The following is a 13,077-nucleotide window of genomic DNA, read 5'->3' as shown; positions in this document are numbered from 1 at the left end:
GTGCATAGGAGCTAGTCAGGTATTGCCATTGTATCGATGGGGTCCGCTCGGCACAATCGGGACGTCGAGGCAGCTGGAGACGCTGCCGACGTCGATTTTCACCACCAGGACAACCACCATGAAATCTTGCCTGCCTCCCGATCCGCACCCGATCCAGCCCGCCCACCGCCTGCCGCCCGGCGCCTGCGACGCCCACTGCCACGTGTTCGGCCCGGCCGCCCTGTTTCCCTATGCGCCTGACCGCAGCTACACCCCGCCGGACGCGCCGGTGGAAGCGCTGCGCGCCCTGCACGACCGCCTCGGCATTACGCGCGCGGTCATCGTCCACGCCAGCTGCCACGGCACCGACAACAGCGTCACGCTGGCCGCCATCAAGTCGAGCAAGGGCGCCTACCGCGGCGTCGCCAACGTGCGCGCCGACGTCACCGACGAGGAACTGGCCGACCTGCATGCCGGCGGCATCCGCGGCATCCGCTTCAATTTCGTGAAGCACCTCGGCGGCGTGCCGGACGTGTCGGTGATCGAGAACCTGGTCGAGCGCATCGCGCCGCTGGGCTGGCACATCGTGCTGCACTTCGACGCCGAGAACATCCCCGAGCAGCAGGACCTGCTGCGCAAGATCACGGTCCCCTTCGTGATCGACCACATGGGCCGCGTGCGCGCCGAACAGGGCCTGGACCAGCGCCCGTTCCAGCTGCTGCTGCAGCTGATGCGCGAAAATCCGCTGGCCTGGGTCAAGATCTGCGGCGCCGAGCGCGTCTCCGCCGGCAAGCGCCCCTTCCTCGACGCCGTTCCCTTTGCCCGGGAGCTGATCGCCACCGCGCCCGAGCGCCTGCTGTGGGGCACCGACTGGCCGCACCCGAACATTTCGAAGGACATGCCGAACGACGGCGAACTGGTCGACCTGTTCTACGCCTTCACCGCCGACGAGCAGATCCAGAAGCGGATCCTGGTCGACAACCCGGCCCGCCTGTACGGCTTCGCGCCGCTCGACGGCCTGCGCTGACCCCATCCCACCACGCAGGGCCGCCGGCCCTGTATCAATTCCCCGTAACGACGCGGCGCCCAGCCTGCCGTGGATGTGGCACGATACGCTTCGTGCATGGGGAGATACGTAGTAAATTTTCTTGCGCAATCAATAATCGTGTAGTAAATTTACATTATCCGATTATCCCGAACTGCATCCACCATGGCTCTTTCCGATTTCGACCTCGTTTTCTTCGGCGGCAGCGGCGACCTCGCAATGCGCAAGCTGCTGCCCGCGATGTACGCCCGCGACGTGGCCAACGACCTGCCCGCGAGCGCGCGCATCATCTGCGTCGGCCGCGAAGACATGTCGCAGGACCAGTTCCTGCGCATGGTCGAGACCAATTCGAAGCCGCACATCAAGGAAACGGTGGATGAAGCCGCGTGGCAGAGCTTCCTGCAGCGCATCACCTACGTCGAAGTCGACGCCGGCAACGTCAAGAGCTACAGCGCGCTGGTCGAGGCGCTGCGCGCGGACGACGCGCTGACTCGCGTGTACTACCTGGCGACGCCGCCGTCGCTGTTCGCGCGCATCTGCGAGAACCTGGCGAAGGTCGGCCTGGCCACGCCGAACTCGCGCGTGGTGCTGGAAAAGCCGCTGGGCCGCGACCTCGAATCGGCCAAGCAGATCAACCTGGATGTCGGCAAGGTCTTTTCCGAATCGCAGATCTACCGGATCGACCACTACCTGGGCAAGGAAACGGTGCAGAACCTGCTGGCCCTGCGCTTCGGTAACATCCTGTTCGAGCCGCTGTGGCGCCGCGAGTGGATCTCGGACGTGCAGATCACCATCGCCGAAAAGATCGGCGTCGGCAACCGCCTCGGCTACTACGACAATTCGGGCGCGCTGCGCGACATGCTGCAGAACCACCTGCTGCAACTGCTGTGCATCGTCGCCATGGAACCGCCGGCATCGATCGCGCCGGACGCCGTGCGCGACGCCAAGCTGCAGGTGCTGCGCTCGCTCAAGCGCTTCACCCCGACCACGCTGTCGCAGAACATCATCCGCGGCCAGTACCGCAGCGGCTACGTCGACGGCCAGCCGGTGCCGGGCTACCGCGACGAACCGGACGCGCCGAAACAGTCGAAGACCGAGACCTTCGTCGCCATGAAGGCCGAGATCGACACCTGGCGCTGGGCCGGCGTGCCCTTCTACCTGCGCACCGGCAAGCGCATGGCCGACCGCCTGGCCGAGATCGTGGTGCGCTTCAAGCAGATCCCGCACTCGATCTTCAACCAGCCGAATTCGAGCTTCCAGCCAAACAGCCTGGTGATCCGCCTGCAGCCGGACGAAGGCCTGTCGCTGAACCTGATGGCCAAGACCCCGGGCGATTCGATGCGCCTGAAGCAGGCCGAACTCGAACTCGACTTCCGCGAACAGTTCGGCGGTCCGCGCATGGAAGCCTACGAACGGCTGCTGCTGGACGTCCTGCGCGGCCAGCTGACGCTGTTCATGCGCGGCGACGAACTGGAAGCGGCCTGGGAATGGGTCGAGCCGATCCTGGACCACTGGGAGCAGGACGACACCACGCCGGTGCCCTACACCTCCGGCACCTGGGGTCCGGCCGCATCGAGCGCGCTGATCGGCCGTGACGGCCTGCAGTGGCGCGAAGAAGCACTGCCTGAAGATTAAAGAGAGACTGCCTTGCTGCTCGATTCGATCCGCACCCAGCTCGACTCGCTGTCCAAGTCCGAGCGCAAGGTCGCCCTTGCCGTGCTGGCCGCGCCCAGCGCCACGGTCAGCCAGAACATCACCGCGCTTGCCAAGAGCGCGCAGGTGTCGGAGCCGACCGTGGTGCGCTTTTGCCGCACGCTCGGCTACGAGGGCTGGCACGAGTTCAAGCTCAAGCTGGCGCAAGGCCTGGCCCTCGCGCTGCCCGGCACCAGCGAACAGCCGTCGCAGGACGACCTGGCGTCCGACCTGGTCAATAAAATCTGCAGCCGCTCGATCAACACCCTGCTCGACCTGCGCAACAACCTGAAACCGGAACTGATCCAGAAGGCGCTCGACATCCTGTCGCGCGCCAAGAAGATCGAGTTCTACGGCCAGGGCTCGTCCGGCTTCGTTGCCGCCGACGCCCAGCATAAATTCTTCCGCTCGGGCGTGCCGACGGTGTCGTACACCGACCCGGCCATCCACGCGATCGCCGCCGCCCTGCTGCGCGAAGGCGATGCGCTGGTCGCGATCTCGCAGCGCGGTAACAACCCGGCACTGGTGCGCTCGGCCAAGCTGGCCCGGCGCGGCGGTGCCGACGTCATCGTGCTGGCGCCCTCGGGCACGCAGCTGGCCGAGATGGCCACCGTCTTGATTCCGATCGACCTGGTGTTCGCCACCGACCCGTACACGCCGATCTCGGCGCGCCTGGCTTACCTGGTCGTGATCGACGTGCTGGCCGTGGGGCTGGCGCTGCAGCGCGGGCCGGAATTCCGCAAGAAGATGCAGAATGCGCAGAAGGCGCTGCAGGAATTCGACATGCAGTTCGATTCCTTCATCGGCTGAGGGCGCAGCCCGCGCCCGCCACCTCAATAACCGACCGTGAAGCGCTCGCGCACATGCGCAGGCTGTTCGATCTCGTCGGCCAGCGCGACCGCGAAGTCTTCATACGAAATCGAGCTGCCCTGTTCGCCGACCAGCAGGTCGTCCTTGCCAAGGCGGAACTTGCCGGTACGCTCGCCGGGCACGAACAGCGCCGACGGCGACAGGAAGGTCCAGTCGAGGTCGCCCGCCTGGCGCAAGGCGTCCAGGAATGCCGCCCCGGCGGCCGCCTCCGGCTTGTAGGCGGCCGGGAAATCGGGCTGGTCGATCAGGCGCTGGCCCGGCGCGACCTGCAGGCTGCCGGCGCCGCCGACGACGAGGTAACGCTTGACGCCGGATGCGCGCACGGCGTCGATGAGGGTGGCGGGATCGCTGTCCAGGAAGCGCAGCGCACTGATCACGGCGTCATGGCCGGCCAGCAGGGTGGCGAGGCCAGCGCCGTCGGCGGCGTCGCCGCGCACTGCGGTCACGCCTGGCTGTGCCGGGATCTTGCCGGGATCGCGGGCAATTGCAGTAACCTGGTGGCCGCGTGCGGCCAGTTCCTTGAGCAGGCGCGTGCCGACATTGCCGGAAGCGCCGATGAGGGCGATATGTGCCATGATTTTCCTTTGGTCTGGAATCGAGAGCCGGTCCGGAAAATGGACCGTTCACCCATCCTATGCTAGGCTGCGCATGCCGCGCAAGAAGTCAGCGTCCCATGATCAGGTCAGCACGACATGACCTTCAACCCACCGGAATGCCCCATGCACCCTGCCCCCATCCCCGCCGCGGACGACCCGTTCGGCCATCCCTGCCCGATCAGGAATGTACTCGACCGTATTGGCGACCAGTGGAGCCTGCTCGTGCTCGATGCGCTCGACGGCAGGACACGGCGCTTCAATGAGCTGATGCGCGACCTCGGCGACGTGTCGAAGCAGATGCTGTCGCAGACCCTCAAGCGGCTCGAGGAAGACGGCTTCGTGCGCCGCACCGTGTACCCGGAAGTGCCGCCGCGCGTCGAATACGACCTGACCCCGCTCGGGCAGTCCTTCATGGTGCCGATGAAGGCGCTGGTCGCGTGGGCGGATACCCACCATGAGCTGGTGCGCGGCGCCCGCCGCGCTTACCGGTCGCCACCCGCCGCCCACGCTGCGCCGAATGCCGCGCTGCCTTAGAATACGCCTTTCGACAAGTTCACGTTCAACGCCATGCACATCAATCCCGAACGCAGCACCCGCCCCGACTACGCCCTGCTGGTACGCCAGGTCACCAGCGTCCTCGAAGGCGAGCGCGACCTGACCGCGAACGCTTCGCAATTCTCGGCCCTGGTCTACGACACCCTCGCCGACCTGAACTGGGCCGGTTTCTACCTCACCGTGCCGAGCAAGAAGGGCGAAGGCCAGGACCTGCTGGTCGGTCCGTTCCAGGGCAAGCCGGCCTGCGCCCGCATCCCGTTCGGCCGCGGCGTGTGCGGCACCACGGCCGTCGAGCGTAAAACCGTGGTCGTGCCGGACGTGCACGCCTTCCCGGGCCACATCGCCTGCGATTCGGCCTCGAATTCGGAAATCGTGCTGCCGGTGATCAAGGATGGCAAGCTGGTCGGCGTGTTCGATATCGACAGCCCGAAGCTGGACCGTTTTTCGGATGAGGACAAGGCCGGCCTGGAAGCGATGATCGCGGCCTTCGTCGAGGCCACCGACTGCTGATCGCCAGGAGGCGCCGCCATGCTGACCGGATTGAATCACCTGACGCTGGCGGTCACCGACGTGGAACGCAGCGTCGCGTTCTACACCGACCTGCTGGGCTGCAAGCCGGCCGCGGTCTGAGACGGCGGCGCCTACCTGACGCTGGGTGACTTATGGATTTGCCTGTCGCTCGACCCGGCGCGCGCCGTGGTGCCGCCGCAGGCGGATTACACCCATTACGCCTTCACCATCGCCCAGCAGGACTTCGCCGCCTTCCGCGCGCGCCTGCTGGGTGAAGGCGTGATCGAGTGGCGCAAGAACCGCAGCGAAGGCGATTCCTTCTACTTCCTCGATCCGGACGGCCACCAGCTCGAAGCCCATGCCGGCGACCTGCATAGCCGGCTGGCCGCCTGCCGGCTGCAGCCCTACGCCGGCATGCGTTTCTTCGACTGAACGCCTACGGGTACGCACTGCCACGCCGCATGGTGGTCTGCCATGGTCGGAAGACGACCGACGCTACCTTGCTTATGGCTGCGCTCGCAAGGTGGCTGAAGCCAAATGCCAACGCAATTGCTCTTCATTGGCCCCATCTACATCATTGACGCGCACAAGGGTGTACTTTCCACCAAAATGCTGTCGCCGACCGTTCTTCAAAGTTGCAAAAACATCAACCGGCACATCGATATAGATGGAGCCCATTGCACCAGAACTGTTGACTGGTTCACGCGTCAGCACCCGGGTACGCGCCGTCTCCGAGAAACCGCGGCGGAATCCTGAATAGGTTTTGCCACTGGCTTTTCCATTCCCACGCCAAAGGTAATAGGCAGTGCGATAGTTTCCCTCGTCGATGGCCTTGTAATATGCTTCTACCACGGCACGCGCTGCCGTTGGATTACCGAAATCCGCTTGTGCATATGCATGTGCGGAATGCGATCCGGCGACGGCGAGCGCTAATATACACAGTGTTTTTCTCAAACCTGTCTCCTCCTAGCTCTTATCTCGGTAGCGAACTGCAACGAAGACGTATGGATGGCGAACAGACAGGCCTTGTCCACGGCAGCTATATTACGACGCCCCGTGCCAGGTGGTGGTTTCATGCACAGGCTTGCCCGGCACGCCGCTCTCCATGGCGGCCGCCGGTGAAAGACCACGCATTTGGGCGGCAATCCTTTATTGCTTCAAGGCCTCGACCTGGATCGCCAGCTTCACTTGGGGACTGAAGCCCATCTGCGTGCCGTAGCTGATGCCGAAATCGCTGCGGTTGAAGATGGCAACGGCATTCGCGCCGCACACTTCCTTCTTGAACATCGGGTGCTGCATGCACTTGAAGTGGTCGATCATCAGCTTGACCGGCTTGGTCACGCCATGCAGCGTCAGCTCACCGTTGACGATTACAGGCTGGTCGCCCTTGAACTGGATCGAACTGGACTTGTAAACCGCGTGCGGGAACTTGTTCACGTCGAACATCTCGGCGCTCATCACGTGTTCGTTGAGCTTGGCGTTGCCGAAGTCGACGCTCGACGTGTCAATCGTGATTTCCATGCTGCCGGTCTTTGCAGCGCGGTCGAGCGTGATCGTGCCGGTCGTCTTGGTGAACTTGCCGCGCCAGATGGATAACCCGCCCATGTGGTCTGCTTCGAAGCTGGGATAGGTATGGGTTGGTTCGATCGTGTAGGTATCCGCGGCGAAGGCGGGGAGCACTAAAACAGTCGCAACGATAGCAGCGATGTGTTTGGTCTTCATGAGAAATCCTGTTGTGGTGGATGATGACTTGCACTATAAATTTCTCGATCATTGAGATAAACAGCATACAATCAGATTAACTGTTCCACTTTTCGAAATAATGGATAAATTTCTCGAAATGAAAGTGTTCTCTGCCGTGGTAGACGCCGGCAGCTTTACCGGCGCAGCCGATGCGCTCGACATGTCGAAAGCCGCCGTGTCGCGCTACGTTGGCGAGCTGGAGGAGCGTCTCGGCTTGCGCCTGCTGCATCGGACTACACGCAAACTGTCGACAACCTCCGAAGGCGAGATCTTCCATACGCGCTGCCGCGAACTTCTGGACAACCTGGATGAGGCCGAAGCCGAGATCACGTCGCGTAGTGGCGAAGCGAGCGGCCTGCTGAAGGTCAACGTACCGGTGACCTTCGGCGTAATGCACCTGGCGCCATTGTGGCCATCCTTGCTCGAGCGGCACCCCAAGCTGGCGCTCGACCTGACCCTGTCCGACCGCGTGGTCGACCTGGTGGAAGACGGTTTCGACCTGGCCGTGCGGATCGGCCAGCTTCCTGCGTCCTCGCTCATCACGCGCCGGCTCGCATCGACGCGGATGGTGCTGTGCGCCTCGCCCGCTTACCTGGAGCGGCGGGGCACGCCACTGCAACCGGGAGAATTGCTGCAGCACGACATCATCTCTTATAGCCTGTTTTCGACGGGCGAACACTGGAGTTTTACTGGGCCGGATGGCGAGGCCTCGGTCAAGGTCGTGCCCCGTGTCCGTACCAATAGCGGCGACACGTGCCGCGCGGCTGCGTTGCAGCACCAGGGCATTATCCTGCAGCCGACGTTCATGGTCGGGGGCGACCTCGCGGCAGGTACCTTGTTGGAGGTCATGCCCGACTATCGTTCGGTCGAGCTCGGTATCTATGCTGTCTATCCGTCGCGCAAATTCGTCTCGCCTCGAATCCGCGTGGCGATCGACTTCCTGGTGGATGCATTCGCCAAGCCGGCATGGCATAACTAGGACAAACAACAACCACATCATTGTCTCGGAAAATGGGACAGTTTAATCCATAGCAGTCTATTTATTTCACAATAGCGCATGAATATGATGATCCTCATCATGCAGCACGACGCTGCTAAACGAGGACATCATGACTGCACTACCCACTCTTTTTCTCTCTCATGGCTCGCCGATGCTGGCGCTGCAGGACAGTCCGGCACGGCGTTTTCTGCAGGAACTCGGCAAAACGCTGCCGCGTCCACGCGCCATCCTTGCTGTTTCCGCGCACTGGGAAACGCGCGGACCGGCCGTGAGCGTGGCCGATCATCCCGAGACGATCCATGACTTCGGCGGCTTCCCGCGCGCCCTGTTCCAGATCGAATATCCGGTGCCCGGCGCGCCGGATGCCGCGCGGCGCACGGCACAGCTTCTGGAAGAGGCTGGCATCGCGGCCAGCGTGAGCGCACGCCGGGGGCTCGATCACGGCGCCTGGGTACCGTTGCGCCTGATGTATCCCGACGCCGATATTCCGGTCACCCAGCTCTCGATCGTGCACGGCGCAGGACCACGGGAGCACGCTCGCATCGGCGCTGCACTCGCCGCTTTGCGCGAGGAGGACATCCTGGTGGTGGGCTCCGGATCGCTGACGCACAACCTGTACGAGTTCCGCGGCCAGGATATCGATGCCCCGGTGCCGCACTGGGTCGGCGAATTCGAAGCGTGGATGCAGGCCCGGATCGAATCCGGCGACGCCAGCGCGCTCCTGGACTATCGCCGCTGCGCTCCTTATGCCGCGGAAAATCATCCGAGCGAGGAACACCTGATGCCGCTGTACGTGGCGATGGCTGCGGCTGGTCCGCAGGCCGACGCTCAGCTGCTGCACGCGAGTTTCGAACACGGCGTGCTGGCGATGGACGCCTATGCGTTTGGATGAGGACAAGGACATGAGCGAAAAACTGAACGAACTTCTGGTGGAACCCGCGACCGGGCTGGCCTACCGTGTACGCCCGGCGCAGACCGGCGCTGGGAAGGCGCCGTGCCTGCTCTTGCTGCACGGCGTCGGTTCGAACGAGTCCAGCTTCGTTGAGCTGGCCCGGCAAATGGATGTGCGCCTGACCGTCGTGCTGCTGCGAGCCCCATTGATCCTCGGGCCCAACCGCTTCGCGTGGTTTCCTGTCAACTTTACGGCCGCCGGTCCCGTGATCGACGAAACCCAGGCGGAGCGCTCGCGCCGCCTGCTGGTCGATTTCCTTGACGCGCTTCCGGTCACCTGCGACATCGATCCCGGACAGATATGGATCGCCGGCTTCAGCCAGGGCGGCATTATGAGCGCGAGCGTTGCGCTGACCATGCCGTCGGCCGTCGCCGGCTTCAGCATCCTGAGCGGCCGCATCCTGCGCGAGATGTTGCCGCAGGCCGCGCCGCGCGAACAGTTGGCCCGGCTGCAGGCTTTCGTCAGCCACGGCGTCCACGACCAGACGCTCGGCATCCATTTCGCGCACCATTCGCGCGAAGTGCTCGAGGAATTGGGCGTGCAGGTCGAGTACCGTGAGTACGGCGGCGGCCATATCCTGGATGCGGCGATGACAGGCGACTTCCAGCACTGGCTGGCGCGGCGGCTCCGCGCCAGGGCGGCATGAACAGGCATCCATAGCCACAAATTCGATGCGTGAATCCGAGGTCCCGGCGGCTATTGGTATCGACAGGTAAACGACGATGACCTCGGTATCAGTGCTGTGTCCGGCAACTGCGGACGGGCGTTCGCTGCCGGTCCGCTCATGAATTTCCAGGGAATAAGTGATTGGTTACAGCCGGCGTAATAAAAACTCGGTTCGGCGTACGTCACTGGCCGGCTGGTGGCGTGTTCTCGCCATTTTTCTGAACACGATATGGGGAAATTGTTTCTATTTTTGAGACAGTATTGATCGCGCGGGCGACTTTATCGCGGCAGATAAACTAAATAAGATGGCGATTCACCACTACCGACCGAGGTCCATCATGAACGACACTATCACAAGCACACCGCATTCCCGCGACGATGAAGGCAAATTGCTGCTGCGTGCTGTCCTTGCCATCCTCCTGCTGTTTCACGGCGTATCGAAGATAAACGGCGGTATCGGCTTCGTAACCAGCATGCTGCAGCAGGCCGGCCTGCCTGCGCTGCTGGGCTACCTCGTGTATATCGGCGAAGTCGTCGCCCCGCTGCTGATCCTGATTGGCCTCTACACCCGGCCGGCGGCGCTGGTCGTGGCCGTCAACATGATCGTGGCACTGCTGCTGGTGCACACGAGCCAGTTCTTCAGCATGTCCGAGACGGGTGGCTGGGCACTCGAACTGCAAGGCCTGTATTTGGGTGGCGCCCTTGTCGTAGCGCTGCTGGGGGCTGGCCGCTACAGCTTCGGCGGCATGTACGGAAGGTATAACTGATGCCCGCTCCAACAGACCGCTTATTGACACCAGCGACCGCCAATACGCCGAAGTACACGAAAACGGCAATGGCCCTGCACTGGGTGATCGCTGCATTGATGATCTGGGCCTTTGCGCTCGGGTGGATCATGACCGACATCCACGGCTTTTCGCCGACCAAGCTGCGCTACTTCGCTTGGCATAAATGGATCGGCGTGACCGTGCTCGTGCTCGCCCTTGCACGCCTTCTCTGGCGCGCAACGCACAAACCGCCCCCATTACCGGACACGATGCATCGTTGGGAGGAGACGGCAGCCCATCTTGGCCATGCGGCGCTGTACGTGCTGATGCTGGCCATTCCCATCAGCGGTTATTTCTACACGTCCGCGGCGGGTATTCCTGTCGTCTACCTTGGTGTGCTGCCCCTGCCCACAATCATCGGCGCCAATCCAGCCATAGCCGCAACGCTCAAGGTGCTCCATATCTGGCTGAACTACGGCTTGCTGGCAGCCGTCACCGGACACCTGCTGGCAGTGGTAAAGCATCAACTCATCGATCGTCAACGCCTGCTGCAGCGCATGCTGCCTTTCGGCAGCTAATCACTTGATCTTTAACGAGGCCCAACATGTTTCAACAATCGAAAATCCGCACTCTTGTACTGCTTGCCAGCGTGTCGTTCGCAGCAGGCCTGCTGTCCACGTCGGCCAACGCGGCCGTTGACGCGCAGAAGAGCAGCCTGACCGTGACGTTCAAGCAAATGAATGTGCCGGTCGATGCCAAGTTCAAGACGATGAATGCAAACGTGCATTTCGACCCGGCCAACCTGGCGGCGTCGAAGGCGCAGATCGACGTCGATGTCGCCAGCTTCGACCTCGGCAGCGCCGAATACAACCACGAGGTGACCGGCAAGGACTGGTTCGACGCGAAGGGTTTCCCGCGCGCGACCTTTGTCTCCAGTTCGATCAAGCCGGGCGCTAACGGCACGTACAGCGTCACCGGTACGCTGACGATTCGCGGCAAGACCAGGACTGTGGTCGTGCCCCTTCAGTTTCACAAGGATGGCGCGGGCCAGGTGTTCGACGGGAGCCTGACATTCAAGCGTCTCGACTTCGGTATCGGGCAGGGAGAGTGGAGCGACACGTCGATTGTCGCCAATGACGTCACGCTGAAGTTCCATGTCGTCAATAAGGACTGACCGGCTTCAGTGTTCCACGAGTTTGCGACACAGCCGGATGCGCAGAGCCACTGGGTATCGATCAAGGCCTTGTCGATGCCGCTGGTGAACGGGAGCGTATCGCCTTCGACCGCCACCGAACGAAGGAGCGCAAGCATCGCCCCTGCATCTTCCCTGGTGGCCGGCCGAAACATGCACTCGTTCATGATAAAGGGCTTATCGATGTATGAAGGGTTGCGGCGGCGGCAACCCGGATTTGCACAGCAATACCTGGGGCATCATGCTTGACGTCAGGCTGCTCCCGGCTGATTGCATATGTGCGGAACGGCCCAGTGTACGCCCTTGTTAATCTGGCTACAAGAACCGGGTTCATCCAGCGCGCTCGACGCCCTCCCCGCCGTAATCCGGAACAAACGCTCACATTTTCAATTCAACGGCTGACGGCGGTACAATCCCGTAGTTACCCATTCCTTTTGTATTGTTGACGCGCCATGAACCAACTCGAACAACTCAAGCAGTTCACCACCGTGGTGGCCGACACCGGCGACTTCCAGTCGATCAAGGCCTACGCGCCGCAGGACGCCACCACCAACCCGTCGCTGATCCTGAAGGCGGTGCAGAAGCCGGAATACCGTCCGCTGCTGGAAAAGGCCGTGGCCGAGTCGAACGGTGCCTCGGTCGAGGACATCGTCGACCACCTGCTGATCGCCTTCGGCACCGAGATCCTGAAATACGTGCCGGGCCGTGTCTCGACCGAGATCGACGCCGCGCTGTCGTTCGACACCGAAGCCACCGTCGCCAAGGGCCGCGAGCTGATCGCCCTGTACGAAGCCGCCGGCGTGGGGCGCGAGCGCGTGCTGATCAAGATCGCCTCGACCTGGGAAGGCATCCGCGCCGCCGAGATCCTGGAAAAGGACGGCATCCACTGCAACCTGACCCTGCTGTTCTCGCTGGTGCAGGCAGTGGCCTGCGCCGAAGCCGGCGTCAAGCTGATCTCGCCTTTCGTCGGCCGCATCTACGACTGGTACAAGAAATCGACCGGCACCGACTACCAGGGCGCCGACGATCCGGGCGTGCAGTCGGTCAAGCGCATCTACCAGTACTACCGCACATTCGGCTTCGACACCGAAGTCATGGGCGCAAGCTTCCGCAATACCTCGCAGATCCTGGAGCTGAGCGGCTGCGACCTGCTGACCATCTCGCCGGACCTGCTGCAGAAGCTGGCCGATACCGAAGGCACGGTCGAGCGCAAGCTGACCGCCGAGGCGGATAGCGACATCGAAAAGATCGCGGTCAACGAGAAGAGCTTCCGCTTCCTGCTGAACGAGGATGCGATGGCGACCGAGAAGCTGGCCGAAGGCATCCGCGCGTTCTGTGCGGATTCGGTCAAGCTGAAGAAGATGATCGAAGAGCTGCGTTGATTGAAGCCTTCGTCGGCAGGTGATGTTGGCCGGTGATAACGGCCTGCCGCCTGTAAACGTCGCCCCTGCGCAGGTAGGGGCCCAAGTTCGTGGCATACCGAAAAACTTGGACCCCTGCCTCCGCAGGG

The 13,077-nt window shown here is 62.8% G+C and carries 15 protein-coding genes and 1 pseudogene; 13 read left to right on the top strand and 3 right to left on the bottom strand.

The window, feature by feature from the left end; all coding sequences use genetic code 11:
- Window positions 1-118: 118 nt before the first annotated feature.
- The 3 genes from U1H99_RS04615 (at window position 119) to U1H99_RS04605 (ending at window position 3,526) form a co-directional block, all read left to right on the top strand.
- Window positions 119-1,006, top strand: coding sequence for an amidohydrolase family protein (locus U1H99_RS04615; protein ID WP_323140566.1), 888 nt, complete (start codon window positions 119-121; stop codon window positions 1,004-1,006).
- Window positions 1,007-1,189: 183 nt separating this feature from the next.
- The gene (zwf, locus tag U1H99_RS04610; RefSeq protein ID WP_323140565.1) at window positions 1,190-2,659 is read left to right on the top strand and encodes a glucose-6-phosphate dehydrogenase; all 1,470 of its coding nucleotides are present in this window, start codon (window positions 1,190-1,192) and stop codon (window positions 2,657-2,659) included.
- Between the two features lie 12 nt (window positions 2,660-2,671).
- A complete protein-coding gene (locus U1H99_RS04605) occupies window positions 2,672-3,526 on the top strand; it encodes an SIS domain-containing protein (protein ID WP_141832655.1) in 855 nt (284 codons plus the stop codon).
- A gap of 23 nt (window positions 3,527-3,549) precedes the next feature.
- Here the strand turns inward: U1H99_RS04605 and U1H99_RS04600 are convergent, their stop codons facing one another.
- The gene (locus tag U1H99_RS04600) at window positions 3,550-4,161 is read right to left on the bottom strand and encodes an NAD(P)-dependent oxidoreductase (RefSeq protein ID WP_323140564.1); all 612 of its coding nucleotides are present in this window, start codon (window positions 4,159-4,161) and stop codon (window positions 3,550-3,552) included.
- 144 nt (window positions 4,162-4,305) lie between these two features.
- On the opposite strand from U1H99_RS04600, the gene U1H99_RS04595 reads away from it, so the two are divergent.
- From U1H99_RS04595 to fos, 3 genes and pseudogenes are all read left to right on the top strand, one after another.
- Window positions 4,306-4,716, top strand: a complete 411-nt coding sequence (locus U1H99_RS04595; protein WP_323140563.1) for a winged helix-turn-helix transcriptional regulator — start codon at window positions 4,306-4,308, stop codon at window positions 4,714-4,716.
- Window positions 4,717-4,749: 33 nt separating this feature from the next.
- Window positions 4,750-5,247, top strand: a complete 498-nt coding sequence (gene msrC, locus U1H99_RS04590; protein WP_141832649.1) for a free L-methionine (R)-S-oxide reductase MsrC — start codon at window positions 4,750-4,752, stop codon at window positions 5,245-5,247.
- Window positions 5,248-5,265: 18 nt separating this feature from the next.
- Window positions 5,266-5,679 (top strand): annotated as a pseudogene (gene fos, locus U1H99_RS04585) (fosfomycin resistance glutathione transferase).
- Between the two features lie 72 nt (window positions 5,680-5,751).
- Here the strand turns inward: fos and U1H99_RS04580 are convergent.
- Both U1H99_RS04580 and U1H99_RS04575 read right to left on the bottom strand, forming a co-directional pair.
- Window positions 5,752-6,201 carry a hypothetical protein gene (locus U1H99_RS04580; RefSeq protein WP_323140562.1) on the bottom strand — a complete coding sequence of 150 codons (450 nt, stop codon included), beginning with the start codon at window positions 6,199-6,201 and terminating at the stop codon, window positions 5,752-5,754.
- A 195-nt stretch (window positions 6,202-6,396) separates the two neighbouring features.
- On the bottom strand, window positions 6,397-6,969 hold the full coding sequence (locus U1H99_RS04575; RefSeq protein WP_323140561.1) for a YceI family protein: 573 nt from the start codon (window positions 6,967-6,969) through the stop codon (window positions 6,397-6,399).
- A gap of 100 nt (window positions 6,970-7,069) precedes the next feature.
- On the opposite strand from U1H99_RS04575, the gene U1H99_RS04570 reads away from it, so the two are divergent.
- The 7 genes from U1H99_RS04570 to tal all read left to right on the top strand — a co-directional run bounded on the left by U1H99_RS04570 (window position 7,070) and on the right by tal (window position 12,949).
- Entirely contained in the window at window positions 7,070-7,969 is a 900-nt protein-coding gene (locus tag U1H99_RS04570) for a LysR family transcriptional regulator (RefSeq protein WP_323140560.1), read from the top strand.
- A 130-nt stretch (window positions 7,970-8,099) separates the two neighbouring features.
- Complete coding sequence (locus tag U1H99_RS04565; protein ID WP_323140559.1) at window positions 8,100-8,882, top strand: DODA-type extradiol aromatic ring-opening family dioxygenase; 783 nt, start codon at window positions 8,100-8,102, stop codon at window positions 8,880-8,882.
- 10 nt (window positions 8,883-8,892) lie between these two features.
- Entirely contained in the window at window positions 8,893-9,588 is a 696-nt protein-coding gene (locus U1H99_RS04560; RefSeq protein ID WP_323140558.1) for an alpha/beta hydrolase, read from the top strand.
- A 358-nt stretch (window positions 9,589-9,946) separates the two neighbouring features.
- Window positions 9,947-10,375, top strand: coding sequence for a DoxX family protein (locus U1H99_RS04555; RefSeq protein WP_323140557.1), 429 nt, complete (start codon window positions 9,947-9,949; stop codon window positions 10,373-10,375).
- Window positions 10,375-10,953, top strand: coding sequence for a cytochrome b (locus U1H99_RS04550; RefSeq protein WP_323140556.1), 579 nt, complete (start codon window positions 10,375-10,377; stop codon window positions 10,951-10,953). Before U1H99_RS04555 ends, U1H99_RS04550 begins: the two co-directional genes overlap by 1 nt.
- A 26-nt stretch (window positions 10,954-10,979) precedes the next feature.
- Complete coding sequence (locus U1H99_RS04545) at window positions 10,980-11,549, top strand: YceI family protein (RefSeq protein ID WP_323140555.1); 570 nt, start codon at window positions 10,980-10,982, stop codon at window positions 11,547-11,549.
- 470 nt (window positions 11,550-12,019) lie between these two features.
- Complete coding sequence (gene tal / locus U1H99_RS04540; RefSeq protein ID WP_323140554.1) at window positions 12,020-12,949, top strand: transaldolase; 930 nt, start codon at window positions 12,020-12,022, stop codon at window positions 12,947-12,949.
- Window positions 12,950-13,077 lie beyond the last annotated feature (128 nt).

Origin of the sequence: Massilia phyllosphaerae (assembly GCF_034659755.1) — a bacterium.
GTDB classification, from domain to species: Bacteria; Pseudomonadota; Gammaproteobacteria; order Burkholderiales; family Burkholderiaceae_D; genus Telluria; species Telluria phyllosphaerae.
Note: the sequence above shows the minus strand (reverse complement) of the source record. Positions and strands in the feature narration are given on the sequence as shown.

Excerpts from the sequence above, each read along its gene's own strand:
- U1H99_RS04615 (WP_323140566.1), top strand. The coding sequence starts at position 119 with ATGAAATCTTGCCTGCCTCCCGATCCGCACCCGATCCAGCCCGCCCAC.
- zwf (WP_323140565.1), top strand. The coding sequence starts at position 1,190 with ATGGCTCTTTCCGATTTCGACCTCGTTTTCTTCGGCGGCAGCGGCGAC.
- U1H99_RS04600 (WP_323140564.1), bottom strand. The coding sequence starts at position 4,161 with ATGGCACATATCGCCCTCATCGGCGCTTCCGGCAATGTCGGCACGCGC.
- U1H99_RS04595 (WP_323140563.1), top strand. The coding sequence starts at position 4,306 with ATGCACCCTGCCCCCATCCCCGCCGCGGACGACCCGTTCGGCCATCCC.
- msrC (WP_141832649.1), top strand. The coding sequence starts at position 4,750 with ATGCACATCAATCCCGAACGCAGCACCCGCCCCGACTACGCCCTGCTG.
- U1H99_RS04575 (WP_323140561.1), bottom strand. The coding sequence starts at position 6,969 with ATGAAGACCAAACACATCGCTGCTATCGTTGCGACTGTTTTAGTGCTC.
- U1H99_RS04570 (WP_323140560.1), top strand. The coding sequence starts at position 7,070 with ATGGATAAATTTCTCGAAATGAAAGTGTTCTCTGCCGTGGTAGACGCC.
- U1H99_RS04565 (WP_323140559.1), top strand. The coding sequence starts at position 8,100 with ATGACTGCACTACCCACTCTTTTTCTCTCTCATGGCTCGCCGATGCTG.
- U1H99_RS04560 (WP_323140558.1), top strand. The coding sequence starts at position 8,893 with ATGAGCGAAAAACTGAACGAACTTCTGGTGGAACCCGCGACCGGGCTG.
- U1H99_RS04555 (WP_323140557.1), top strand. The coding sequence starts at position 9,947 with ATGAACGACACTATCACAAGCACACCGCATTCCCGCGACGATGAAGGC.
- U1H99_RS04550 (WP_323140556.1), top strand. The coding sequence starts at position 10,375 with ATGCCCGCTCCAACAGACCGCTTATTGACACCAGCGACCGCCAATACG.
- U1H99_RS04545 (WP_323140555.1), top strand. The coding sequence starts at position 10,980 with ATGTTTCAACAATCGAAAATCCGCACTCTTGTACTGCTTGCCAGCGTG.
- tal (WP_323140554.1), top strand. The coding sequence starts at position 12,020 with ATGAACCAACTCGAACAACTCAAGCAGTTCACCACCGTGGTGGCCGAC.